The sequence below is a fragment of the Bacteroides sp. ZJ-18 genome (assembly GCF_011038705.2).
GTDB lineage: Bacteria > Bacteroidota > Bacteroidia > Bacteroidales > Bacteroidaceae > Bacteroides > Bacteroides hominis.
Map to the genome: position 1 here is coordinate 1,131,744 of NZ_CP072198.1, position 23,015 is coordinate 1,154,758.

General features: G+C 46.9%; 14 protein-coding genes. 8 read left to right on the plus strand and 6 right to left on the minus strand.

Features of this window, described 5'->3' with window-relative positions; genetic code table 11:
* Positions 1–3: 3 nt before the first annotated feature.
* Entirely contained in the window at positions 4–1,017 is a 1,014-nt protein-coding gene (locus tag G7Y45_RS04620; protein ID WP_005822786.1) for a GNAT family N-acetyltransferase, read from the plus strand.
* Here G7Y45_RS04620 and G7Y45_RS04625 read toward each other — a convergent pair.
* Positions 989–2,317: a deoxyguanosinetriphosphate triphosphohydrolase gene (locus tag G7Y45_RS04625; protein ID WP_032531048.1), complete on the minus strand. Its 1,329-nt coding sequence runs from the start codon at positions 2,315–2,317 to the stop codon at positions 989–991. The genes G7Y45_RS04620 and G7Y45_RS04625 overlap by 29 nt on opposite strands.
* A gap of 101 nt (positions 2,318–2,418) precedes the next feature.
* Here G7Y45_RS04625 and dut point away from each other — a divergent pair, with 101 nt between their 5' ends.
* The 5 genes from dut to G7Y45_RS04650 all read left to right on the plus strand — a co-directional run bounded on the left by dut (position 2,419) and on the right by G7Y45_RS04650 (position 10,596).
* Entirely contained in the window at positions 2,419–2,853 is a 435-nt protein-coding gene (dut, locus tag G7Y45_RS04630; RefSeq protein WP_032541624.1) for a dUTP diphosphatase, read from the plus strand.
* Between the two features lie 30 nt (positions 2,854–2,883).
* Positions 2,884–4,641 carry a tetratricopeptide repeat protein gene (locus tag G7Y45_RS04635; protein WP_165014940.1) on the plus strand — a complete coding sequence of 586 codons (1,758 nt, stop codon included), beginning with the start codon at positions 2,884–2,886 and terminating at the stop codon, positions 4,639–4,641.
* Complete coding sequence (locus G7Y45_RS04640; RefSeq protein ID WP_005812113.1) at positions 4,638–5,225, plus strand: DUF4292 domain-containing protein; 588 nt, start codon at positions 4,638–4,640, stop codon at positions 5,223–5,225. Before G7Y45_RS04635 ends, G7Y45_RS04640 begins: the two co-directional genes overlap by 4 nt.
* Positions 5,222–6,535 carry a murein hydrolase activator EnvC gene (locus tag G7Y45_RS04645; RefSeq protein WP_165014937.1) on the plus strand — a complete coding sequence of 438 codons (1,314 nt, stop codon included), beginning with the start codon at positions 5,222–5,224 and terminating at the stop codon, positions 6,533–6,535. Before G7Y45_RS04640 ends, G7Y45_RS04645 begins: the two co-directional genes overlap by 4 nt.
* 71 nt (positions 6,536–6,606) lie before the next feature.
* Positions 6,607–10,596 carry a hybrid sensor histidine kinase/response regulator transcription factor gene (locus tag G7Y45_RS04650; RefSeq protein WP_165014934.1) on the plus strand — a complete coding sequence of 1,330 codons (3,990 nt, stop codon included), beginning with the start codon at positions 6,607–6,609 and terminating at the stop codon, positions 10,594–10,596.
* 311 nt (positions 10,597–10,907) lie between these two features.
* Here G7Y45_RS04650 and G7Y45_RS04655 read toward each other — a convergent pair whose 3' ends face one another.
* The 5 genes from G7Y45_RS04655 to G7Y45_RS04675 form a co-directional block, all read right to left on the minus strand.
* Positions 10,908–11,984: a family 43 glycosylhydrolase gene (locus G7Y45_RS04655; protein WP_165014930.1), complete on the minus strand. Its 1,077-nt coding sequence runs from the start codon at positions 11,982–11,984 to the stop codon at positions 10,908–10,910.
* Positions 11,985–12,176: 192 nt separating this feature from the next.
* Complete coding sequence (locus G7Y45_RS04660; protein WP_032536501.1) at positions 12,177–13,343, minus strand: glycoside hydrolase family 76 protein; 1,167 nt, start codon at positions 13,341–13,343, stop codon at positions 12,177–12,179.
* 285 nt (positions 13,344–13,628) lie between these two features.
* Positions 13,629–15,413 carry a glycoside hydrolase family 2 protein gene (locus tag G7Y45_RS04665; protein WP_165014927.1) on the minus strand — a complete coding sequence of 595 codons (1,785 nt, stop codon included), beginning with the start codon at positions 15,411–15,413 and terminating at the stop codon, positions 13,629–13,631.
* A gap of 115 nt (positions 15,414–15,528) precedes the next feature.
* Complete coding sequence (locus G7Y45_RS04670; RefSeq protein ID WP_122142592.1) at positions 15,529–17,565, minus strand: beta-L-arabinofuranosidase domain-containing protein; 2,037 nt, start codon at positions 17,563–17,565, stop codon at positions 15,529–15,531.
* Positions 17,566–17,601: 36 nt separating this feature from the next.
* Complete coding sequence (locus G7Y45_RS04675) at positions 17,602–19,665, minus strand: beta-L-arabinofuranosidase domain-containing protein (protein WP_005812097.1); 2,064 nt, start codon at positions 19,663–19,665, stop codon at positions 17,602–17,604.
* A gap of 277 nt (positions 19,666–19,942) precedes the next feature.
* Between G7Y45_RS04675 and G7Y45_RS04680 the strand changes: the two genes are divergently transcribed.
* Together G7Y45_RS04680 and G7Y45_RS04685 are read left to right on the plus strand one after the other, a co-directional pair.
* Complete coding sequence (locus G7Y45_RS04680; RefSeq protein WP_101604152.1) at positions 19,943–21,049, plus strand: family 43 glycosylhydrolase; 1,107 nt, start codon at positions 19,943–19,945, stop codon at positions 21,047–21,049.
* A 101-nt stretch (positions 21,050–21,150) separates the two neighbouring features.
* Positions 21,151–22,965 carry a glycoside hydrolase family 2 protein gene (locus G7Y45_RS04685; RefSeq protein WP_005779224.1) on the plus strand — a complete coding sequence of 605 codons (1,815 nt, stop codon included), beginning with the start codon at positions 21,151–21,153 and terminating at the stop codon, positions 22,963–22,965.
* The last annotated feature ends 50 nt before the right edge of the window (positions 22,966–23,015 follow it).

Below are 23,015 nucleotides of genomic sequence, written 5' to 3' on the forward strand. Positions count from 1 at the left end.
TATATGGAAGAAGTTATTGAACCGGTAAGCAAGGAGCTGATTAAAGCTGAGTTGACTGAAGACAAGCGGCTACGTATGACCAATAAGAGTAATAACCAGATATATATTATTACTTATCAGGATTCTCCCAATATTATGCGGGAGATCGGGCGTTTGCGTGAGATTGCTTTTCGGGCAGCAGGAGGCGGTACGGGATTATCGATGGATATCGATGAGTATGACACCATGGAGAATCCGTATAAACAATTGATTGTCTGGAATCCTGAAGCAGAAGAAATTCTGGGAGGTTATCGGTACATTCTGGGGACAGACGTACGTTTTGACGAGCATGGTGCGCCGGTTCTCGCTACTTCACACATGTTTAATTTCTCGGATAAATTTGTGAAGGAGTTCCTGCCTACGACTATTGAACTTGGACGTTCGTTCGTTACGTTGGAATATCAGTCAACCCGTGCCGGAAGCAAGGGATTATTTGCCTTGGATAATTTGTGGGACGGATTGGGAGCATTGACAGTAGTTATGCCGAATGTGAAATATTTCTTTGGTAAAGTAACCATGTATCCCAGTTATCACCGTCAGGGGAGAGACATGATTCTGTATTTCCTGAAGAAACATTTTGGGGATAAAGACGGACTCATTACCCCGATGAAACCGCTTGAGATGGAAACAGAAGAGGCGGAACTGGCGAGAATCTTCTGCAAAGATTCATTTAAAGATGATTATCGGATACTGAACGGTGAGATCCGTAAGCTTGGCTTTAATATCCCCCCTCTGGTAAATGCTTATATGAGTCTGAGCCCGACTATGCGTATGTTTGGCACGGCTATTAATTATGGATTTGGAGATGTGGAGGAAACCGGTATCCTGATTGCTGTAGACGAAATTCTTGAAGAAAAGCGCATGCGTCACATCGAATCGTTTGTTAAGAATGATCCGGAAGACTGCCAGATAACTTCCGGTGTAAATAAAGTTTTCACTCCGAAAGTGGTTACACCGCAGGAAGACTGTTCCCGTTAATTTTACGATAAAGATCCAGGGCAAAGACATCGGTCATGCCCGAAATATAATCAAGCACCGCCTGTACTCTTTCGTAGAGTGCAGGCGCTTTTATATTATATTGCCCTGATACGCGGTTAATAAGCAGCTGTGAATAGGCTTTCTCCGGCGAAGTGACAGCATCTATCATTAATTCAAGGAGCGTGTTGATGACCCGGAAACCTGCTAACTCAATGTCCAGTACGTCCCGTGAACGGTAAATCTTCTTAAACGATACTTCCGAGCAATGTTTGTATGCTTTTTCCGGACGCTCCGAGATGTGCTTGATAAGAGGTCCTTCAAATGTGCCGGAAAGGATTTCGGTTTCGTTATCTAAGAATGCCCGGGTGCATTCCTTGATCAGCAGGCCAATGACAGAAGAACGGAGGTAGGCTATCTGTTCGTTTGTGTCGTTGACAATGTTGAACGTTTTACGAATACGTGATTGGCGTTCCTCTGTGAAATAAGCCAGAAGCAGCTCCTTAGTCTCTTCCGTAGTCAGGATTTTCAACTTGTGGGCATCCTCGATATCCATCATTTGGTAACAGATGTCATCGGCTGCTTCTACGAGGTAAACTAATGGATGGCGTACGTATTTTAATGGCTGATCACTAATCTGGATAAGTCCCAGTTCCGTTGCGATGCGGCGGAATCCTTCTTCTTCGGTCGTGAAAAAACCGAACTTGGACTTGTTTCCTGCAAGGCTCGATGAAAAAGGATATTTGACAATAGAAGCCAGGGTAGAATAAGTTAGTACGAATCCCCCTTTCCGGCGTCCTTCAAACTGGTGTGTCAATAAGCGGAAAGCGTTGGCATTTCCTTCAAAATGTGTCAAATCATCCCATTCCATCGGTGAAAGCTGATCTTGCAGCCGTGTTCCTTTACCTTCCGAGAAGAAAGTGGAAATCGCTTTTTCGCCGGAGTGTCCAAAGGGAGGGTTACCCAAATCGTGTGCCAGGCAGGCGGCAGAAACAATAGAGCCTATCTCCGGCAGAAAAGAGTCTTGTAATTGGGGTTGCCGTGTGAGGATCGCTTTTGATACATCATTGCCCAAAGAGCGTCCCACGCAAGATACTTCAAGGCTATGCGTCAATCGGTTGTGAACAAATATACTGCCCGGGAGCGGAAAAACCTGTGTTTTGTTCTGTAACCTTCTGAAAGGGGCAGAGAAAACAAGGCGGTCGTAGTCCCGCTGAAATTCCGAACGGTTTTCCTGACGCTCCTCGTGAAACTCTTCCATGCCGAAACGTTTAGCTGAAATCAATCTTTTCCAGTCCATCATGATCTTTACAATTGGGTATTTGCACATTATTTAACTGCAAAAGTATGAATTTTAGGCTCAAATTGCGTATTTTCGCCCGTTAAATAGTAAACATACTGAATATGAACGTACAAGTAATCAATAAATCGAAGCATCCGCTTCCGGCATATGCAACCGAACTTTCTGCAGGAATGGACATCCGCGCTAATATTTCCGAACCGATTTCTTTAGATCCGATGCAACGGTGTCTGGTTCCTACAGGACTGTTTATCGCTCTTCCACAGGGATTTGAAGCGCAAATTCGTCCTCGGAGCGGACTGGCTTTGAAGAAAGGGATTACTGTCTTGAATTCTCCCGGAACAATTGATGCCGATTATCGTGGGGAGATTTGTATTATCCTGGTGAATCTTTCGGCTGAGACGTTTGTCATTGAAGATGGGGAACGTATTGCACAGATGGTGATTGCACGTCATGAGCAGGCGATGTGGCAAGAAGTAGAGATCTTGGACGAAACGGAACGGGGTGCAGGTGGCTTCGGGCATACCGGAAGAGGATAGAAGTTCGATTGAATCAATAATTGTAGTAAAATGAAGATAGATAAATTGCTTTTCGGAGTGCTGTTGCTTCTGTTTGCCTCCTGTGGTTCATCCCGTAAGGTGGAGAAACCGTCAGGGCAAGCTGCCGTTCAGGAGATAAAACTCGCTCCGGAGCAGCAACGTAAATATGACTATTTCTTTCTTGAAGCATCGCGTCTGAAAGTGAAAAAGGAGTATACGGCCGCCTTCGACCTGTTACAACATTGTTTGGCTATTAATCCAACCGGTTCGGCAGCTCTATACGAGATTTCCCAATATTATCTTTTCCTTAAACAAGTGACGCAGGGGCAGGAAGCATTGGAGAAGGCGGTAGCTTATGCTCCTGATAATTATTGGTATAGCCAGGCATTGGCCACTCTGTACCAACAGCAGGATCAGAAAGAAAAAGCGATCGGAATACTCGAAAAGATGGCGACACGTTTTCCCGCTAAACAAGATCCGTTGTTCAACCTGCTCGATTTATATAATCAGAAGGAAGACTATGGCAAAGTTATTTCTACCCTAAACCGTATAGAGGAAAAAATGGGGAAGAATGAGCAGATTACAATGGAGAAGTTTCGTATCTATCTGCAAATGAAGGATGACAAAAAGGCTTTTGAAGAAATAGAGAGCCTGGTCAATGAGTATCCGATGGACTACCGCTATCAGGTGATTCTGGGCGATGTCTATATGCAGAATGGCAAGAAGCAGGAAGCTTATGATACTTATAAGAAAGTACTTGCCGCAGAACCGGACAATCCGATGGCATTGTTTTCATTGGCTTCGTATTACGAGCAGACCGGACAGAAAGAACTGTTTGAACAACAGATGGATACTTTGCTATTGAACCGGAAAGTTCCTTCGGATACAAAGGTGAATGTGATGAGGCAGTTTATCGTCCAGAGCGAACAGGAGGGAAAAGACAGTACACAGGTTATCGGACTGTTTGACCGGATGATGCAAATGGATATGGACGACGCGCAAATTCCGATGCTTTATGCACAGTATCTACTATCCAAAGGGATGGAGGCACAGTCTATTCCGGTATTGGAACAAGTAGTACAGATAGATCCTACCAATAAAGCTGCACGCATGACTTTATTAGGTTCCGCCATCCGAAAGAATGATTATGAACAGGTGATTAAGATCTGTGAGCCGGGGATTGAAGCAACTCCGGATGCCTTGGAGTTTTATTTTTATCTGGCTATTGCATATAATCAGGCCGAACGTTGGGACGATGTACTGGAAGTCAGTCTGAAAGCACTGGAACATGTCACTCCGGAGAGTGACAAGCAAATGGTCTCCGATTTCTATACAATTACGGGTGATGTATATCATACCAAAAAGTTGATGAAGGAGGCGTATGCAGCGTATGATTCGGCTTTGGTATACAATCCGTCCAATATCGGTGCACTAAATAATTATGCTTATTATTTATCGGTAGAGCGCAGGGATCTCGATAAGGCGGAGGAGATGAGTTATAAAACCGTAAAAGCCGCACCGAGCAATGCGACCTATCTGGATACTTATGCCTGGATTCTTTTTGAGAAAGGAAACTATGCTGAGGCCCGTATCTATATTGACGATGCCATCAAGAATACCAAACCGGAAGAAGAGAGCAGCGTGGTGTTTGAACATTGCGGGGATATCTATTTTATGACCGGTGACGTAGAAGGTGCCTTGAAATATTGGAAGAAAGCACTCGAACTGGGTACTGAATCGAAAACACTTAAACAGAAAATAGAAAAGAAGAAATACATTGCGGAATGAAAGGATGTATGTTTAAGAAATCTGTTATCAGACAGTCATACCTGCTGCCTTTACTACTTTTGGTAATGCTGCTTGCGGGTTGTAAAACATCGAAGGTTGTCAAGACCGCACCGGTGGAACCGGCTTACCTTTCGTCTAAGCTGCAGCTGACAGTGCCTAACAAAAACGGCAGTATTACTGTAAGTGGCAGTATGAAAATGAAAAGTGGCGAACGGATTCAGCTGTCTGTCCTGATGCCGGTGTTCCGTTCGGAAGTAATGCGCATGGAGGTCACTCCGGATGAAGTATTGCTGATAGACCGTATGAATAAACGTTATGTACGGGCAACCCGTGATGAACTGAAAGAGTTATTGCCTGAGAATGCCGATTTCGACCGCTTAGAGAAACTTTTGTTCAAGGCCTCCCTTCCGGGAGAGAAGAAAGAGCTTACAGGACGTGAACTGGGGATTCCTTCTTTGGAGAAAGCCAAAGTGAGACTGTCTGATTTTTCGACCGCCGAATTTGAATTAATCCCCACCGAGGTATCATCCAGATATACTCAGGTGGCATTGGAAGACTTGCTAAAAATGCTGATGAAACTATGAACCGCTTTCTTTTGATTCTGGTAAGCTGTCTTTGTTTGACAACTGTTGTTTCAGCTCAGTCCAATAAACTGATTAAGGAGCTGGAGAGTAAGCGTGGTGCCTTGCAACAACAGATTGCGGAGACTGAGTCATTGCTGAAGAATACGAAGAAAGATGTAGGCAGTCAGTTGAACGGGCTTGCCGCCCTTACCGGGCAGATAGAGGAGAGAAAGCGCTATATCATTGCCATGAACAATGACGTAGAGGCTGTCGGTAGAGAAATCTCCGGATTGGAGCGTCAGCTCAGAGGGCTTCAGCGTGACTTAAAAGATAAAAAGAAGAAATATGAGTCATCCGTACAGTACTTGTACAAGAATAAATCGGTTGAAGAGAAACTGATGTTTATTTTTTCTGCGAAAAGCCTTGGACAGACTTACCGGCGCCTCCGTTATGTGAGAGAATATGCCACTTATCAACGTCTGCAGGGAGAAGAGATCTTGAAGAAACAGGAACAGGTGAACCGTAAGAAGAAAGAACTTCAGCAGGTGAAAGCCGCTAAAGAAAACTTGTTGCGTGAACGGGAGGGCGAAAAGGCTAAACTGGAAGCACAGGAGAAAGAGAAACGTGAGATGGTGGCCAGCCTTCAGAAGAAACAGAAGGGGCTGCAAAACGAAATTAATAAAAAACGGCGTGAGGCTAACCAGCTGAATGCAAAAATCGACAAGCTGATTGCAGAAGAGATAGAGCGTGCCCGCAAGCGTGCCGAAGAAGAAGCTCGCCGGGAAGCAGCTGCCCGCCAGAAAGCGGCTGCCAAAGAGGACAAGACCTCCTCAACGGGAAGCGGCACTGCTCCGGCAAAGAAAAAGGCGGCGCCTCTGGAACGTTTCACTATGAGTAAGGCCGACCGGGAACTTTCGGGTAATTTCGTGAGCAACCGGGGCAAACTGCCGATGCCTATCACAGGTCCTTACATCATTACCAGCCATTACGGACAATATGCCGTGGAAGGATTGCGTAATGTGAAACTCGATAATAAAGGAATTGATATACAAGGCAAGCCGGGTGCACAGGCACGTGCTATCTTCGATGGTAAAGTAGCAGCCGTGTTCCAGTTGAACGGGCTTTTTAATGTACTGATACGTCACGGGGATTACATTTCGGTATATTGTAACCTCTCGTCTGCTTCTGTGAAATCCGGTGATACGGTAACCACCAAGCAGGCTATCGGTCCGATTTTCTCAGACGGCAGTGACAATGGGCGGACTGTCCTTCATTTCCAACTGCGCAGAGAGAGGGATAAGTTGAACCCCGAACCGTGGTTGAACCGGTGACGCTTTCATTGGGTAAATAGGCACATACAATAACAACAAGTCGTTTTTTAAATCTTAAATGAATACAACACATGCGAATCATCACTCTACTAATTACTTTATTTGCTTTTGGGATAACACCGTTACAGGCATTCTCCTATTTCTCTTTTAAGAAGTATCAGGTAGAAGACGGATTATCACATAACACAGTCTGGTGTGCCATGCAAGACAGCTATGGCTTTATCTGGCTGGGCACGAGCGACGGTTTAAATTGTTATAACGGGCGGGGCAACAAGGTTTACAGGAATATCCTGAATGATAAGTTCTCGTTGGAGAATAACTTTGTGCAGGCGCTTTTTGAGGAAGAGAATCAGAATATATGGGTGGGAACCAACTGGGGACTTTATATTTATGATCGGGAACATGACCGTTTCAGCTATTTCGACAAGAAAACCCGCTATGGAGTCTTTATCAGCAGTGAGATTAAGAAAATCATAAAGACCGAGAGCGGATTGATCTGGATTGCCACTCTGGGGCAGGGATTGTTTGTCTATGATCCTAAGACCGATGTGCTGACACAAAACAGCCTTCAGACTTCTTTTGTATGGGATGTCTGTGAAAGTAACTCCCGCCACATTTATGCTTCTTCCTTACAGGAGGGCTTGCTTTGCTTCGATGAGAGCGGCAAATTTCTACAGTCTTATCCTCTTTTATCCGCGGGGAATAATCCCGATAATTACCGCATTAACTGTTTGCTCGATATTCGCAGCGATATTTGGTTCGGAGCCGGAAGCAATCTGCTGTATTGCCTGAACGAGCGCACCGGAAAGTTGGACAGTTATAATGCCTCCCATCTGAATTTCGGTGTTATCCGCTGCCTGCTGAGTTATTCGGAAACAGAACTTCTGGTAGGCACTGACAACGGGCTTTACCTTTTTGACTTGCGTGATAAAACTTTTTCGCGGATCGATAACCCGTCAGATCCCAGAAGCCTGAGTGACCAGTCGATCAATGCGATGATGCGTGATGCGGAAGGTGGAATCTGGGTGCTGACCAATCTCGGAGGAGTGAATTATCTGGCTAAACCTACCAAAAGATTCGACTATTATCCTCCTGTCTACCGGGATGGGGGGGTAACTGCCGGGAAAGTGGTAGGTCCTTTCTGTGAGAATGCCGCAGGAAATATCTGGGTGGGTACCCGCGACGGTTTATGTTTCTTCGACGTGTCCACTTATCAGTTGACCGCTTATCCGATCGGTGGGAAAGCAGACAAGAAATATGACATACGCTCTTTGTTGCTGGATGGTGACCGTCTGTGGATAGGCACTTATGCCGAAGGGTTGAAGGTACTCGACCTCCGGACCGGGCATGTGAAGTCGTACAATCATCTGCAGGACACCCCGAACACGATTTGCAGTGACGATGTTCTGGCTGTCTACAAAGATCGCAGCGGAGATATTTTTGTCGGGACCAGTTGGGGGCTGTGCCGTTACAATCCTCAGGAAGATAACTTTTCAACCATCACTACGGTAGGATCGATGGTATCTGTGGTCGATATTCTGGAGGACATGTATGACAATTTGTGGATTGGCACATCCAACAGTGGGGTGTTCCGCTTTAACACACGAAACGGACACTGGAAACATTTCCAGCACGAAAGGAATGATTCGACTACCATTACCAACAACTCCGTGATTACACTGTTTGAGGACCTGAAAGGTACCATGTGGGTTGGTACGAACGGTGGAGGACTTTGTTCATTCGATCCGAAGACGGAGACATTCGTTGACTTTGATCCGGACAATACCATATTGCCCAATCGGGTCATCTACTCCATCGAGCAGGATAAGACGGGCGATTTCTGGATATCAAGCAATGCGGGACTGATAACGATTAACCCGATCACCAAGCAGCATTTCCGCCAGTTCACGGTCAATGACGGTCTGCAAGGTAACCAGTTCACTGCCCAGTCATCTTTGAAGACGGCAAGCGGCAAGCTTTATTTCGGCGGAATCAGTGGGTTCAATTCTTTTGTTCCCGACCAGTTCATGGATAACCAGTACATCCCTTCTGTATATATCACCGAAATACGTCTGCCCTATACGACAGATGAACGGGTGGTACAGGATATTCTTCATCTGGAAGAGCCTCTTTATCGTGCCAAGACCATTACGTTGCCTTACGAATATAATACTTTCTCGGTTAGCTTCGTTGCCTTGAGTTACGAAGATCCGTTGAAGAACCGCTATTCCTACCGCTTGAAAGGGGTGGACAAAGAGTGGGTGGTCAATTCAGAACTGAATACGGCTTCTTACACCAATTTGCCTCCGGGCAAATATGTGTTCGAAGTAAGAGGCTCGAATAATGACCATAAGTGGAATGACCAGACTACCTCTCTCCTGATTGTAATCACGCCTCCATGGTGGCTGACTACATGGGCATACTGCATCTATACGCTTCTTCTCATCGGATTTGCCTATTATGCAGGTTGGCGATGGAACCGGCATGTGAAGAAGAAGTACAAACACCGGATGGAAGAGTATCAGACTGCGAAGGAGAAGGAAGTCTACAAATCAAAAATTAGTTTCTTCATCAATCTGGTGCACGAAATCCGCACTCCGTTGAGTCTGATCCGTCTTCCTCTTGAAAGGTTGTTGGAAGATAAACGGGAAGGACGGGATGCCAAGTACCTGTCGGTGATCGACCGGAATGTCAATTACCTTTTGGGAGTCACCAATCAACTGCTTGATTTTCAGAAGATGGAGAACGGCGGAGTACAGTTGAATCTGAAGAAATGCGATATCAATCAGCTGGTAAGCGATGTTTATGGGCAGTTTACAAGCCCTGCCGAACTGAAAGGCATCTCGGTGATGCTTGATCTCCCGGAAGGTGAGATCTTTGCCTCGGTGGATCGCGAAAAGGTCTGTAAGATTATTGTCAACCTGATAGGTAATGCGGTGAAATATGCCCAGAGCCGTATCGACATTAAATTGGTATCTTCCGGTGAAGGTTTCCGGGTTTCGGTGAGCGATGACGGTCCGGGTATTCCGGATGGAGAGAAGCAGAAAGTGTTTGAGGCCTTCTACCAGGTGAAGGACGGTAAGTCGGGTGCGGTGGGTACAGGCATCGGACTGGCCTTCTCCAAGTCGTTGGCCGAAGCACATCATGGTACGTTAAGTCTTGAGGACAGCGTGTATGGCGGTTCTTCTTTCGTGCTCACTTTGCCTTGGGGCGAGGAGGTGGTTTCTGAAGAGTCCGAAGTGCTGATACCGGAAAGTCAGAATCCGGTTGCCGAAGGATCGGTTGCCGAGGCGCCGGGCAGTAAGTTTACCATCCTGCTGGTAGAAGATAACGTAGATCTGTTGAATCTGACGCGGGAGTCACTGAGCACCTGGTTTAAAGTCCTGAAAGCCCAGAACGGCCGGCAGGCGCTTGAAGTGCTTGCCAATGAAACGGTAGACGTGATTGTCAGCGACGTGATGATGCCTGAGATGAATGGTTTGGAGTTGACGGCTAAAGTCAAGACAGATATTGAATACTCCCATATTCCTGTCATCCTGCTGACGGCAAAAACTACGTTGGAAGCTAAGGTTGAAGGTTTTGAGTATGGAGCGGACGTGTATATCGAAAAGCCGTTCTCCATCCGCCAGTTGCACAAACAGATTGAAAACCTGCTGAAGTTGCGCCAGTCGTTCCATAAAATGATGACCGAATTGTCCGGCAACAGTGGAGCTTCGCCCGTCAGTCTCGTAGAATATTCCGTTTCGCAGAAAGATTGCGAACTGATGGCTAAAGTGCGGGCAGCTGTTGAGGCGCAGCTCTCTGATGAGCATTTCTCTGTCGACACATTGGCGGAGTCCCTCAATATGAGCCGTTCCAACTTCTATCGCAAGATAAAGGCACTGGCCGGCATGCCGCCCAATGACTATCTGAAGACGATCCGCCTGAACAAGGCTGCCGAATTATTGAAAAACGGGGTACGCATTACTGACGTGTGTGAGCAGATCGGTTTCAGTTCTTCGTCTTATTTTGCCAAATGCTTTAAGATTCAGTTTGGAGTGTTGCCCAAGGATTATCATTGATCATCTTCTGCGATGAATAATATTTTACGAAAATATTTGCTGAAAGATGGCTTGGTCCGGCCTTTCGGAGACCTCCCGGAGAAGGGGGGATTTCCGTATATGCGCAGGCAAGTTTCCGCATATACGCAGATTTATTTCTGTCTATGCGTAAATCCGAATCCTTCAGAAAGGTTGCTTTGGGGCGTTTTGGAGAGAGAAAGAGTGATCGGAGCGGAGCGGGGAGTAGCGGTACCCCCTGTTCCGCTTTTATAGATAGAAGTCGGGATGATTCTTAATTTTTATAAATTAAATATCGGGCGGAGAGGTGTCTTTCACTTCTCATTGATCCCTTCTTCGCGAGGTTTTCCCAGGAGAGGCATTCCATCGGTATCCCAGCTTATTTTTTGCAGGCGGGGACTGCGTGAGTCTGTTGCGCCCGGAGCGTCATTCGGGATTCTTCGGGCATGATAAAGCATATACCATTCCTTTCCGTCCGGCGAAGGTACGAAAGAAGGGCTGCCCGGTCCGAAGACACTGTCTTCGGGTTGTTGTTCAAAGACAGGCGTGTCCAGCTTCTTCCACGATGCTGCGTCTGTCAGGTCGCTGCCGGCATCGGCAGTCAGCAGTCCGATGCAGTAATAAGGGGTCCAACTTCCACTTGCACAGTAGTATATCAGCACTTTGTCCTTGTTTTTCGACTCAAAGAACTGTGGGGCTTCGTTGACGTGGATCGGATAGGCCGTTTTACTGCCGTCGGGCGAAATCCATTGACGTTCCCATTCATACTCCGGTTCCGAAATCATCACCCTGTCCGACGAGAGTATCCATGGATTCTCCATCTTGGCTATGTAGATGCATTGGGTTTCGGCCTCGATCCGTCGTTTGGGCCATCCGCACCAGATGAGGTAGCGTTCACCCCGGTGCTCAAACGTACTGGCATGGATTGCCCAGTTATCGTCTTTGTCCGTTTTGATCCGCCCTTTCATCACGAACTCACCCTCCAGCGGGTTGGCTGAGACATTTTCGATCACATAGATGTGGTGATTGTCCATATTGCCGTCGTCCGCGGCGAAGTATACGTACCATTTTCCGTCAATCCGGTGTATTTCCGGTCCCCAAAGGTGATACGAGCTGGATACCTCCTTCGGTATCCACACCTCTTTCCGGGTTGCATGCTCCAGATCGGTGATATCATTCGTTTCCCAAAGGATGATTTTATTCTCGGCTCCTTGTGTATAGTAATACTTGCCTTCATGAAAAACAGCCCATGGTTCTGCTCCCACGGGCAGTAGGGGGTTGGTATAGGTGGCTCCGGAAGGGACCTCCTTGGATACGGGAGCTTTTTTGTTTTGACAAGCCGGACAGCAGATGAGTGCCAGCAAGAGCAACGGGATATGTATGAGTTTCATAGGCTTGGGGTTTACAACAACGTTACAAATATAGATACCTTTTGAGGGGGCTGAAGGCGGAGAGGGGCAAGTTTAGGCTATTTTAACGTGAATCGGTCAACCACGCGGAGGGCACAGAGTCCCACAGGGAATCTATTTCTTAGTAAAATAAGAGATTAACACTTTGTGGAACTCTGTGGTGGGCCGATGGCGTTAGAGCTCGCTGATTTCCGAATACAGCTCAATCATGCAGGAGTTTTCCAGCAAGCTTTTGAACTTGTCTTTACGGTTGCCCGACCAGTCATTGTTCAGCAATCCGTTTTCGTCACGGGTATACTGCCAGGCATAGTCCGCATTGTCTATCATGGCTTTCACGTATGTATCATTTTTATCAACCTCGTAAAGAGCTTTCAAGCCGCGGAAGAGGATGACGTTGAACCACGGACTTGACGGAAAGAACTTCATTTCCCCTTTTACCGTAGGCTGCGGTTTCAGGAAATGCCGGCAGGCACCTTTGGCCGTCTGCTGTGCGTCTTTCAGGTACTGTTCGTCGCCGGTAGCCTGATAGAGTAATACGCCTGCCTGGATCATCTGTCCGCTGTTGTACGTATATTTGGCATAACCGATTTTTCCTTGCAGATTTTTATTGTCCCAGTAGACAAAATCAGACGGGTCACGGAGGTTATCACGTGTCCACTGGTAAGTTGCCTTGGCTTGGTCGAGGTATTTTTTCTCCTTGGTCAGCTTGTAGAGCTTCATGCAGAGAACTGTTGCAGGAGCATTCGAACAAGTATTCTTTGATTCCTTTTTCTGTTCGCACCAGTAGATACCGCCTCCCAGATCGTCCGACCATCCGGAATAGATGTAATCGTGCAAGGCAATGGCCTTCTTCAGGTATTCCTTATTCTTTGTGGCTGCGTAATAGTCGCAGAAGTCAATCGCTACCCAATCATTGTCGTCGTAGTAACGGTCATTCTGGCCGGCAAAGGCGGGATAAGACTGATAACACTCCGGTTGGCGGGTAGTATCCCAGTACAAGTCGAGTCCGGGCTTGATTTGTTTGTCCATCAGTTTCTTGTACTTTTTGTCGCCGGATGTTTTATAGAGCGATACACAGCCTGACACCATTGCCGAATAAGGCCACAGGAAGGATACTTCTTGTTGGGTAACCTCTGAGCCGGTGTTGGCTGTATACGTAATTTGTTGATTCGGATTTCGTGGATAAGTTTCCATCAGCAATCCATACTTTTTTACCTCATAGAGAGACAGTACCCGTTGGAGGAGTGAATCGGCTCTTTGAAGGTAGACTTTACCTCCCAACTGTGCCGACAAACAGGCAGGAACCAGCAAGAAGGTGAGGGCAATGAATGATTTTCTCATACTTATATTCAAATAATGGCGATCGGTGGTTGGGCAGGTGGCACGGCGTTCATAGGCGTTAATCCGGTGAGCGGGCTGTGCGACTTGACAATAACTCAACTACTGATTCGCATAAACAGTAAAATTGTAGATTGCAGTCGAGAGCTTCCCGGGGTGCAAGGACCTTTTCACCACAGGTAACACAGGTTATTCATGTTGACCATTCGTGACTTAGAAGTCACTCTGTGTAACCCTGTATCCTCTGTGGTGAGTTTGGACACATCCCCGGGCGCGAGGCTCCCTTCTTTACTTTATTTTCTCGAAGATAGCTTTGATCCGTTTCATATCCAGTTTGGGAGTACGGTCGTAATAGTAGATACCGTTCTTCTCCTGTTCCACGTCGGTCAGCTGTGTATAGCAGAATCCCGTCACGTGCGGTGAGTCGATAAAGGCATCGATCTGACCTTCCAGACGTTTGTAGAATGCTTCTGCATTTTCCGGCATGCCTCCGTATCCCCATGAATTTTTCCGGTCTTTCTCTGCCATCCAGGGGATACCTCCGAACTCGTCAACCATGTAAGGTTGTCCTTCGTAAACAGCCAGAAAGTCTTTGTCGCGTGCATTACGATAAGGCTCTTTGCCCTCTTCCATCTTTAACTGTTCCGTCAGTTTGACACGATCCTGTTCGTAGTTGTGTACACTCCAGATATCTGTTATCACGTGATTGTCACCACTGGCATCATTTACCGGACGGGTCGGGTCGATGGCTTTCGTGATGTTGTATACGTCGCGGATCAGGCGGACATAAGCATCCGGACCGCCACCCCAGGTTTCGTTAAAAGGAGTCCAGGTCACCAGCGAAGGGTGATTCCGGTCACGGACTACGACTTCACTCCATTCGCCCAGGAAGTTACGGGCAGCCAGTTCCTTGTTTACATCCAGCATCCAGCTTGCCGATTCTCCCCAAGTGATGTAGCCTAACTTGTCGGCCCAGTAATAATATCTCTCTTCGAAGACTTTCTGGTGGAGGCGTGCCCCGTTGAAACCGGCTTCTTTACCCAGTACGATATCGTTCTTCAAAGCTTCGTCACTCGGAGCTGTCCAGATACCTTCCGGATAGAATCCCTGATCGAGTACCAGACGCTGGAAATAAGGCTGGTTATTCAGGTAGAAACGTCCGTTGGCTGTGTGTACTTTACGCATACCGGCGTACGATTTTACTTCATCCACTACGTTGCCTTTGGCATCCTTTACCTGATAAACGAGGTCGTACAGGAACGGAGATTCCGGCGACCACAGTTTCATATTCTTAACCGGCAGAACCACTACTGAACTATTGGCACAGTTTACGCTCTTTTTGGCCACGGTTTTGTTTCCGTCTTTTAGAGTGACTTCCAATGTGTTGGCTGATTCATTGTAAAACTCCGGTTCGATGACCAACTGCTTCTGGTCGATGTCCGGACGGGCGAATACCGATTTCAGTCCATTGGCTGAAACGGCCTCCATCCATACGGTTTGCCAGATACCGGTAGTACGGGTATATGAGCAACCTCCCGAATAGTAGTTACCACATTGTTTTCCTCCGGTCTGGAGTCCGGAGCGGAGGTCGTCCTGCACAAATACTACCAGGTTATGAGTCTTTCCGGGTGTAACATAACGGGTCAGGTCTACAGCGAACGAAGATGAACCGCCGAAGTGACGCTGTACGAACTTACCGTCGATAAAAATCTCTGCGCAATAATCTACGGCACCGAAGTTCAGGAAGATTTTCTTTCCGTTCCAGTCCGATGGAATGGTGATGTTGCGCTGATACCACATCTGTTCGATGAAATCGGTATAGCCCACTCCCGAGAGTTTGCTTTCCGGACAGAAAGGTACCGTAATGTTTTTATCAAATTTCTCTGCCGATTGCAAGCGGCGGTCTTTTCCCGACTTTCCAAAATCAAAATCAAATGTCCAGGTACCGTTCAGGTTGATCCACTGTTCTCTTTCGAACTGTGGACGGGGATACTCCGCTCGCGGAGTATCTGCGCTGAAACAAGACCAACTGTTCAGCATGAATAGCATTGCTGCTGCTAAAAGTTTTTTCATTGTAATTGTGTGTTTGAAGCCTCTTTCCCCCCTATCTCTTCCCACAGGGAGAAGAGGAAAGAAGGCTTATGTGTGAATATTAAGTTGTTTTTGTTATCACTGTTTGTTGCGGAAATCAATGGGAAGCTCCTACTACCGGAAATTCCGTTATTCTTAAGGTAGTGCATCCGTAAGGAATCAGTGTGATCTCTGTTTCCGGTCCCTCACCTCCACTACAGAAAGAATAGGGTTGAGGCCCTGCCATCTCGTTGTAAAGTTTCCATGACGGTATCAGCCTTGCCTTCATCCGTATCTCTATCGGAGCGTTTTCTTTATTCCAGGGGAATATGGAAGATTGCTTTTCCGGATGAATCGTTACCCGGGCATGTTCATTCGCTTTGCTGCGGTTGAAGTCCACCAGACCGTAATTCCATGGTTCTGTTGGAGTCACTGCATAATAATACGGGCCGTACCAAGGTTCCTCAAACTTTTTCTTTTCCCATTTCTCTTCCATCTTCAGGGCAAATACCAATGGGCCACGTTCAATGGCTACCGAATTTTCATACCAGGTATCGGCAGTGACTTCCATCGGCAGGTGTAGTTCCACGCGGTCTCCTTTTTTCCAGATACGGTCTACAACAGCCATCCGTCCACCTTCCACATGCTGAAGAAGCTGGCCGTTGACTGATATACCGGCTTGTTTGCACCATTTGGGGATGCGTAACTGAAGGGCAAAGTTGACTTCTTTCCGTTTCTTGTCCATAGATTGGAGTGTGAAACTGATTTTATCATCCATCGGATAGTAAGTGTCTTCACAGAAAGTCACCATGCAGCCTTCTGCTACCTTGGCCGTCACCTCCGATGGGGCATATGCTGTAACAGCCAGTCCGCCATCCGGTGTGGCATACCAAAGGCTCTGCGTGAATTTGGGCCATCCTTGGTGCATGTTCGATGCGCAACAAGGATATCCTGTCAATAGTCCGAAACAGTTGTCCGTTCCTCCATGATCCTGATCGAAGTTGCGGCGGTGGCGTGTCACCATTACCTGATTAGCTTGCTGGAAATATTGTTTCGTCATGAAATCGTCAGAAATCTGGGTAGGCAGTGCATTGAATGCAATCCGTTCCAGATGGTCGGCGAAGTCGATATCACCTGTGATCTCTACCATTTTCTCCAGCGAATACATCAGTTCCACTGCCGAACAAAGTTCGGAACCCTGAGTTGGATTATTGCCATGCAAAGCTTCGTCACCGCCATACATTCCCTGGGGCTGACCGTGAAACTGGCGAATATCACTGAAAGCACGTTTCACTGCATCGAGATATGCCTTGTCCGGTTCTTGTTGATAATAGATGACAGGTTCTTTGATGCCTTGCGCCAGGTTGACGCAATGAATTGTGTTGATGCGTCTCAGGTCACCCCGGTTCACCATGTCTACAAAACTAAAACTCTGTTTATGGATCAGTTTGCCAAGATCAAGGAGGAACGAATCTCCGGTGATATTATAAAGCCAATACACAGCCTGAAGATTATCACAAGCACGGAATTCTGCCCAAAAGGTCCAGTTGCCCAGTGGCTTTTCCGGTAAAGTTTTCAGTTGGTAGCGGAAATAGTTGGTCATGAACCGGATAACCCGCTGGTCATTGGTGGCGGAATAATATTGTTGAAGTATCTTTAACATTACCATGCGTGGCCACCAGTCGTGTGAGTTGTCCCGTTGTATGCCGGCCTCTCCCGGATAGTCTTTGGCCGGGCCAAAGAATCCGTCTTCCCGCTGGCTATTTAAAGCCCATTCTATCCAGGGTTGTACTTTGGCCTTCAGCTGTGCGTCGTCCAGAAGGTATGCCAGTGGAAGTAATCCGTCAATCCAATACGGTCCTCTTTCCCATTGGTCACCGTCGCCGCCGAGCCAACCGTTGCGTTCGCCCATCACTAACGGATACAGTTTGTCCATTTGCCCGGTTGCCCCGTTTTTCTGTCTGACCAGCATTTCCTGCAGCCATCCTTTAGCTTTGATACTGCCCAATGGCAGTTCCATAAAAGGTTTGCGCACCAACGGATAGCGGTTGTTGGTATAATTTTCGGGGGTATCGGCCCGGAGCCCGCTTCCTAAAGAAGAGAAGCAGAGGCCCAGTCCGATAAGCAGATATGTAAACGTATTCTTTTTCTTCATGAGTGTTTTTCTATTAATGTTTGGGTACAGAAAGTTTTATTCTCTGGTGTTCGGGAAAGCGGAAACACGCAGCCTGGCTGCTCCCATCGGTATCAGTGTAATTTCCTCTTTCTCTCCTTTCGGTGCATCCATTTCAGGGAGTTCGCTGCACAAATCGTATTGGTCGATGATCCATGAAGGAACTTTCCGTCCGATGGCTTTTACTTCAATCGGTGTACTTGCTACGGTGAACGGGAAGTTATCTGCCGGCCATTCTTTGCGTACTACTTTAAAGTCTTTCAAAGGTTTGTCCTTGCCGAGTACCAATGCGTAGTTCCAAGGAGTTTTTGCATAGATCTCGTATGTCGGCCATTGGCTGGCGTCGGCGCCTTCCTGCCATTTGGAGTCACCGATAGCCGTAGCGCGGCTGTCCTTTTTCACATAATCTTCGTCAATTTTCAGTGACATTGTCAACGGACCGTAGTCTACGCTTACACTGTTTTTGTTCACTTGCCATGTACGCATCGAAAGTTGCATCGGCAGCTGAATTTCCACTTGGTCATTGTCTTTCCATTCGCGATGGATGCAGGCATATTGTCCGGCTTCGGGGTTGGCCGCTACCTTTTTGCCGTTAACAAAGATAGTCGCACCCTCTGTCCATGAAGGAATTCTCAGATAGAAGGGGAAACTTACTGCTTTCGGAGTATTTACCGTAAACCGGATCGTTTCCTCAAAAGGATAGTTAGTCTGTTCGTGAAGAGTTATTTCGTTTCCGTCACCCACTTTCACTGTTGCTTTGCAGGCAGCATACATAGCGGCTGCTATACCGTTATCCGGGCTGGCCAGAATCAGATGTTCGGCATAGTAAGGCCATCCCTGTGCATGATTGTGCTGGCAGCAACGGCTACTGAAGGGATTCATTGCCAGGAAAGGTCCCCGGTTGTCGATGCCCGGATGATGGTTCTTTGAGTCACTGACAGTTTGATTGGGACAAGTGATATAACGCAAACCCTTGAAGTCCGGCATTACGGCAGCCGGATAACTGTTGAATGCCACCTCTTCGCAGTGTTCTGCCCAAAAAGGATCGCCGGTCATACACAGCATCAACTCGTCCGAGGCCATCTGTTCCACCAATCCGCAGGTTTCTACTCCCTGGCGCGGGTCAATTGATCCCATACGTGCATTTTCATCGGCACCGAACATACCGCCCGGCACTTGTCCGAAAGTACGGCGGATCAGGTTGTGCACATTATAAGATGCTTTCAGCAGGGTCGAGTCTCCCGTCATCATATAATAGGTAGCCGGTTCGCGGAAACACTGCGCGATGTTCACGTTGTGCCAGTTTGGCAATGCCGACGGACGGGTCCAGTCTGCTGTGTTGCGGTGTATTTTCTCAGCCAGTTCCAGTAAGAACTGATCTCCTGTACGGTTATAGAGCCAATATACGCTTAACAGGTTGTCCCCGCCACGGCTGTTTTCCCAATAATCTTCCAGAAACTGTTCATCCGGTACACTCAGTTGCCATTTGAAGTAATTGGTCATCAGGTCAATAACCCGTTGATCATTTGAATATTCGTAATAGGATTGAAGACACCAGAGCATGATCATCTGTGCCCACAACTCTCTTTTTCCGTTTCGTTCGTTGATAGGACCGAAATATCCGTCAGGCTGTTGGCTGGCAAATGCACCTTCAAGCCATATCTTGGCCTCGTCGATCATTTTCTGATCCTTTAATATATAGGCCAGGTTTCCATATCCTTTCAGCCAGTAGGGAACCTCTTCCCATCCATGGTCTCCTCCTTGGGTCAGCCAGGCATTGTTCTCCTTACCCAGCCATGCGCTGATTTCATTCAGATGCCCCGTCAGTCCATCTTTCTGTAGTTCCAGATATTTCTTTAACCATCCTTCGGGTTGGATACTTCCTACAGGTAGTTTAATGAAGTTCATCGGTTTCAGTGGCAGGCGGTTTCCTACATAATTTACGTTGGTTTGTGCACAGTCGGGCCGATTCACTATAGCTACTGCCGACGATGATTGATCGGAAGTGCACGATGCTGCCAGTAATCCGGCGGTAATCAGGATTCCTGCCAGGCCTCCTTTCAGATTTTTCATCTTTTTCATGTTTGGGTGTTTTTACTTATGGTTATTATTTAGGGGTTATTTCGATACAAATCAGTAGCTTCGTCTGATATCATGCTACAAAGTTTGTGAATTCTGCATGAAATGTGTGAAACAAACTATTCAATAAATAGCAATTACTGACCAATAAGATGTGAAATACAGGTTCAGTGAACAATAGGAGCATAAAAAGAACAGTTTCTTTTGTTTATTGAGCAGTATTTATCCCTTTATTCAACGAAAATGTTTTTTCTTTGTAGCATCTTAATAACGAAAAGCTATGAAAACAAAGATCTACCTGCTATTTATTACTACCTTATTCTTCTGCGCCGGTTGTGGAAACAAGAACGGCGGGCAGAAACAGAGGTCGGTAAGTGCAGCAAAGGATACATATGTAAATCCTTTGTTTCCGGAAGGAGCCGATCCGAGTGCTCTGTTCCATAATGGCAAGTATTATTATACACATGGGACAGAAGATAAAATCCTGCTTTGGGAAACGTCTGACATTACCGATATGGCTCACTCTGTTTGTAAAATGGTGTGGCGTCCGGAAGATCCGTCCAATTGTTGTCACCTCTGGGCACCGGAGATTCATTATATAAATGATAAATGGTATATTTATTATGCTGCCGATGATGGCAATACGGACAACCATCAGTTGTACGTACTTGAAAACTCTTCTCCCGATCCCATGCAGGGTAAATTTGAAATGAAGGGGAGCATTATGACCAATCCCGAATGGAATTGGGGTATACAAGCCACTACTTTCGAACATAAGGGAGTTCGTTATTTAGCTTGGTCCGGTTGGCCCAAGAGGAGAACCAATGCTGAAACTCAATGTATCTATATTGCCCGGATGAAAGACCCGTGGACACTTGACTCTCCTCGTGTCTTGATATCCAGACCCGAATATGAGTGGGAACGCCAGTGGGTAAATCCGGATGGTAGCCGTACGGCTTATCCTATTTATGTGAATGAAGGACCTCAGTTCTTCCATTCGAAGGATAATAAGACATTGATTCTCTATTATGCCGCCAGTGGTTCATGGTCACCTTATTATTGCATCGGAATGCTGACTGCCGATGCCGAAAGTGATCTGCTCGATCCGGCCTCTTGGACAAAAAGTCCGGTTCCGGTATTCCAGCAATCGTTGGAAAACGAAGTATACGGTCCGGGTGGTCTCTCGTTTGTTCCGTCGCCCGATGGCACGGAGTGGTATATGATTTACCATGCCCGTCAGGTAACCAACGGAGATACCGGTAGTCCTGAGACCCGCAATCCGCGGATACAGAAAATAGGATGGGATGCTAACGGAATGCCCGATTTAGGGATTCCGGTTCGTGCAGGAGTCGCCTTGCCGAAGCCTTCGGGTACTCCCTTGAAATAAAATAGTTATTTAGAACGTTTTTCCTTAGTTTGACAGGTAGCCGACTACCTGCCCCGGGGAACGTATTGCGTAATCAATAGGTTAAACATAATTTTAAGACAATGAAAAAGAGCATTTTAATTGCTGTTCTGACAGCGTCGATGGCTACTTCCGCTTTTGCACAATGGAAACCGGCAGGAGACAAAATCAAGACAAAGTGGGCTGAACAGGTAAACCCTGAGAATGTACTGCCCGAGTATCCGCGTCCGGTAATGGAACGGGGAGAGTGGAAAAACCTCAATGGTTTGTGGAATTATGCCATCACAGAAAAGGGAGCCGTTCCTTCGGCTTATGAAGGACAGATCCTGGTTCCTTTTGCCGTAGAGTCCAGCCTTTCAGGTGTTGGTAAGAAAGTAAGTCCCGATGAGGAACTCTGGTATCAGCGTAACTTCACTGTACCTGCCACTTGGAAAGGTAAAAAGGTGATGTTGAATTTCGGTGCTGTAGACTGGAAAGCCGATATTTGGGTGAATGATATTAAAGTAGGGCAGCATACCGGCGGATTTACTCCTTTCTCGCTTGATATTACAGCTGCTTTGGCTGCTAAGGGAGACAATAAGCTCGTAGTGAAAGTATGGGATCCGACAGACCGCGGACCTCAGCCTCGCGGCAAACAGGTGAACCGTCCCGAAGGTATCTGGTATACGGCCGTGACAGGTATCTGGCAGACTGTTTGGATGGAACCTGTGGCCGAACGTCATATAACGAATGTTCGTACTTCTTCGGATATCGACCGAAAGAAACTGACCGTAGATGTTGCTACCAGTACCGGTTGTCCTTCCGAAGTTATTGAAGTGAAAGTGTTCGATGGCAAACAATTGGTTGCTACCGGAAAAGGACTGAATGGCCAGACCATCGACATTCAGATGCCTGCCGATGCAAAATTGTGGAGTCCTGCCTCTCCGGCTCTCTATTCCATGCAGATAGCTCTGTTGAATAATGGTAAAGTGACTGATAAAGTAGACAGTTACACAGCTATGCGTAAATATTCTACCCGTCGTGACAAGAACGGAATTGTACGTCTGCAACTGAATAATGAAGATGTGTTCCAGTTTGGTCCGCTCGATCAGGGTTGGTGGCCCGACGGGTTGTATACAGCTCCGACAGACGAGGCATTGGTGTATGACATCCAGAAAACCAAAGACTTCGGATTCAATATGATCCGTAAGCATGTGAAGGTGGAACCGGCACGTTGGTATACACACTGCGATAAACTGGGTATCATTGTATGGCAGGATATGCCGAACGGTGACCGTGAGCCGGAATGGCAGATGTATAATTACTTCACGGGTAACGAGCTGAATCGTAGTGAAGAGTCGGAACAGATTTATCGTAAAGAGTGGAAAGAGATCATGGACTATTTGTACAACTATCCTTGCATCGGTGTATGGGTTCCGTTCAACGAGCGTTGGGGACAGTTCAAGACCGAAGATATTGCGGCATGGACAAAGAAGTATGATCCTTCACGCTTGGTGAACCCGGCAAGTGGCGGCAATCACTTCCCTTGTGGTGACATTCTCGATTTGCATCATTATCCCAATCCGTCCCTCGACTTCTATGATGCCGGACGTGTTACTGTATTGGGTGAATATGGTGGTATCGGACTGGCATTAAACGAACACCTTTGGGAACCGAATCACAACTGGGGATACGTAAAGTTCAATTCTCCGGAGGAAGTAACGAAACAATATGTTGAGTACGGTAATGAATTGTACCGGTTGATTCAGCGAGGTTTCTCGGCTGCTGTCTACACACAGACCACTGATGTGGAAATGGAAGTGAACGGACTGATGACATATGACCGTAAGGTGATTAAGGTGAATGAAGCCCAGGTGAAGGCTATCAATACCAAGATATGCAATTCTTTAAATAAGTGATTAGAGTAGGGTGTCGATAGGTACACAAGTTTTTGATTAAGGTATAGATT

Excerpts from the sequence above, each read along its gene's own strand:
- G7Y45_RS04620 (WP_005822786.1), top strand. The coding sequence starts at position 4 with ATGGAAGAAGTTATTGAACCGGTAAGCAAGGAGCTGATTAAAGCTGAG.
- G7Y45_RS04625 (WP_032531048.1), bottom strand. The coding sequence starts at position 2,317 with ATGATGGACTGGAAAAGATTGATTTCAGCTAAACGTTTCGGCATGGAA.
- dut (WP_032541624.1), top strand. The coding sequence starts at position 2,419 with ATGAACGTACAAGTAATCAATAAATCGAAGCATCCGCTTCCGGCATAT.
- G7Y45_RS04635 (WP_165014940.1), top strand. The coding sequence starts at position 2,884 with ATGAAGATAGATAAATTGCTTTTCGGAGTGCTGTTGCTTCTGTTTGCC.
- G7Y45_RS04640 (WP_005812113.1), top strand. The coding sequence starts at position 4,638 with ATGAAAGGATGTATGTTTAAGAAATCTGTTATCAGACAGTCATACCTG.
- G7Y45_RS04645 (WP_165014937.1), top strand. The coding sequence starts at position 5,222 with ATGAACCGCTTTCTTTTGATTCTGGTAAGCTGTCTTTGTTTGACAACT.
- G7Y45_RS04650 (WP_165014934.1), top strand. The coding sequence starts at position 6,607 with ATGCGAATCATCACTCTACTAATTACTTTATTTGCTTTTGGGATAACA.
- G7Y45_RS04655 (WP_165014930.1), bottom strand. The coding sequence starts at position 11,984 with ATGAAACTCATACATATCCCGTTGCTCTTGCTGGCACTCATCTGCTGT.
- G7Y45_RS04660 (WP_032536501.1), bottom strand. The coding sequence starts at position 13,343 with ATGAGAAAATCATTCATTGCCCTCACCTTCTTGCTGGTTCCTGCCTGT.
- G7Y45_RS04665 (WP_165014927.1), bottom strand. The coding sequence starts at position 15,413 with ATGAAAAAACTTTTAGCAGCAGCAATGCTATTCATGCTGAACAGTTGG.
- G7Y45_RS04670 (WP_122142592.1), bottom strand. The coding sequence starts at position 17,565 with ATGAAGAAAAAGAATACGTTTACATATCTGCTTATCGGACTGGGCCTC.
- G7Y45_RS04675 (WP_005812097.1), bottom strand. The coding sequence starts at position 19,665 with ATGAAAAAGATGAAAAATCTGAAAGGAGGCCTGGCAGGAATCCTGATT.
- G7Y45_RS04680 (WP_101604152.1), top strand. The coding sequence starts at position 19,943 with ATGAAAACAAAGATCTACCTGCTATTTATTACTACCTTATTCTTCTGC.
- G7Y45_RS04685 (WP_005779224.1), top strand. The coding sequence starts at position 21,151 with ATGAAAAAGAGCATTTTAATTGCTGTTCTGACAGCGTCGATGGCTACT.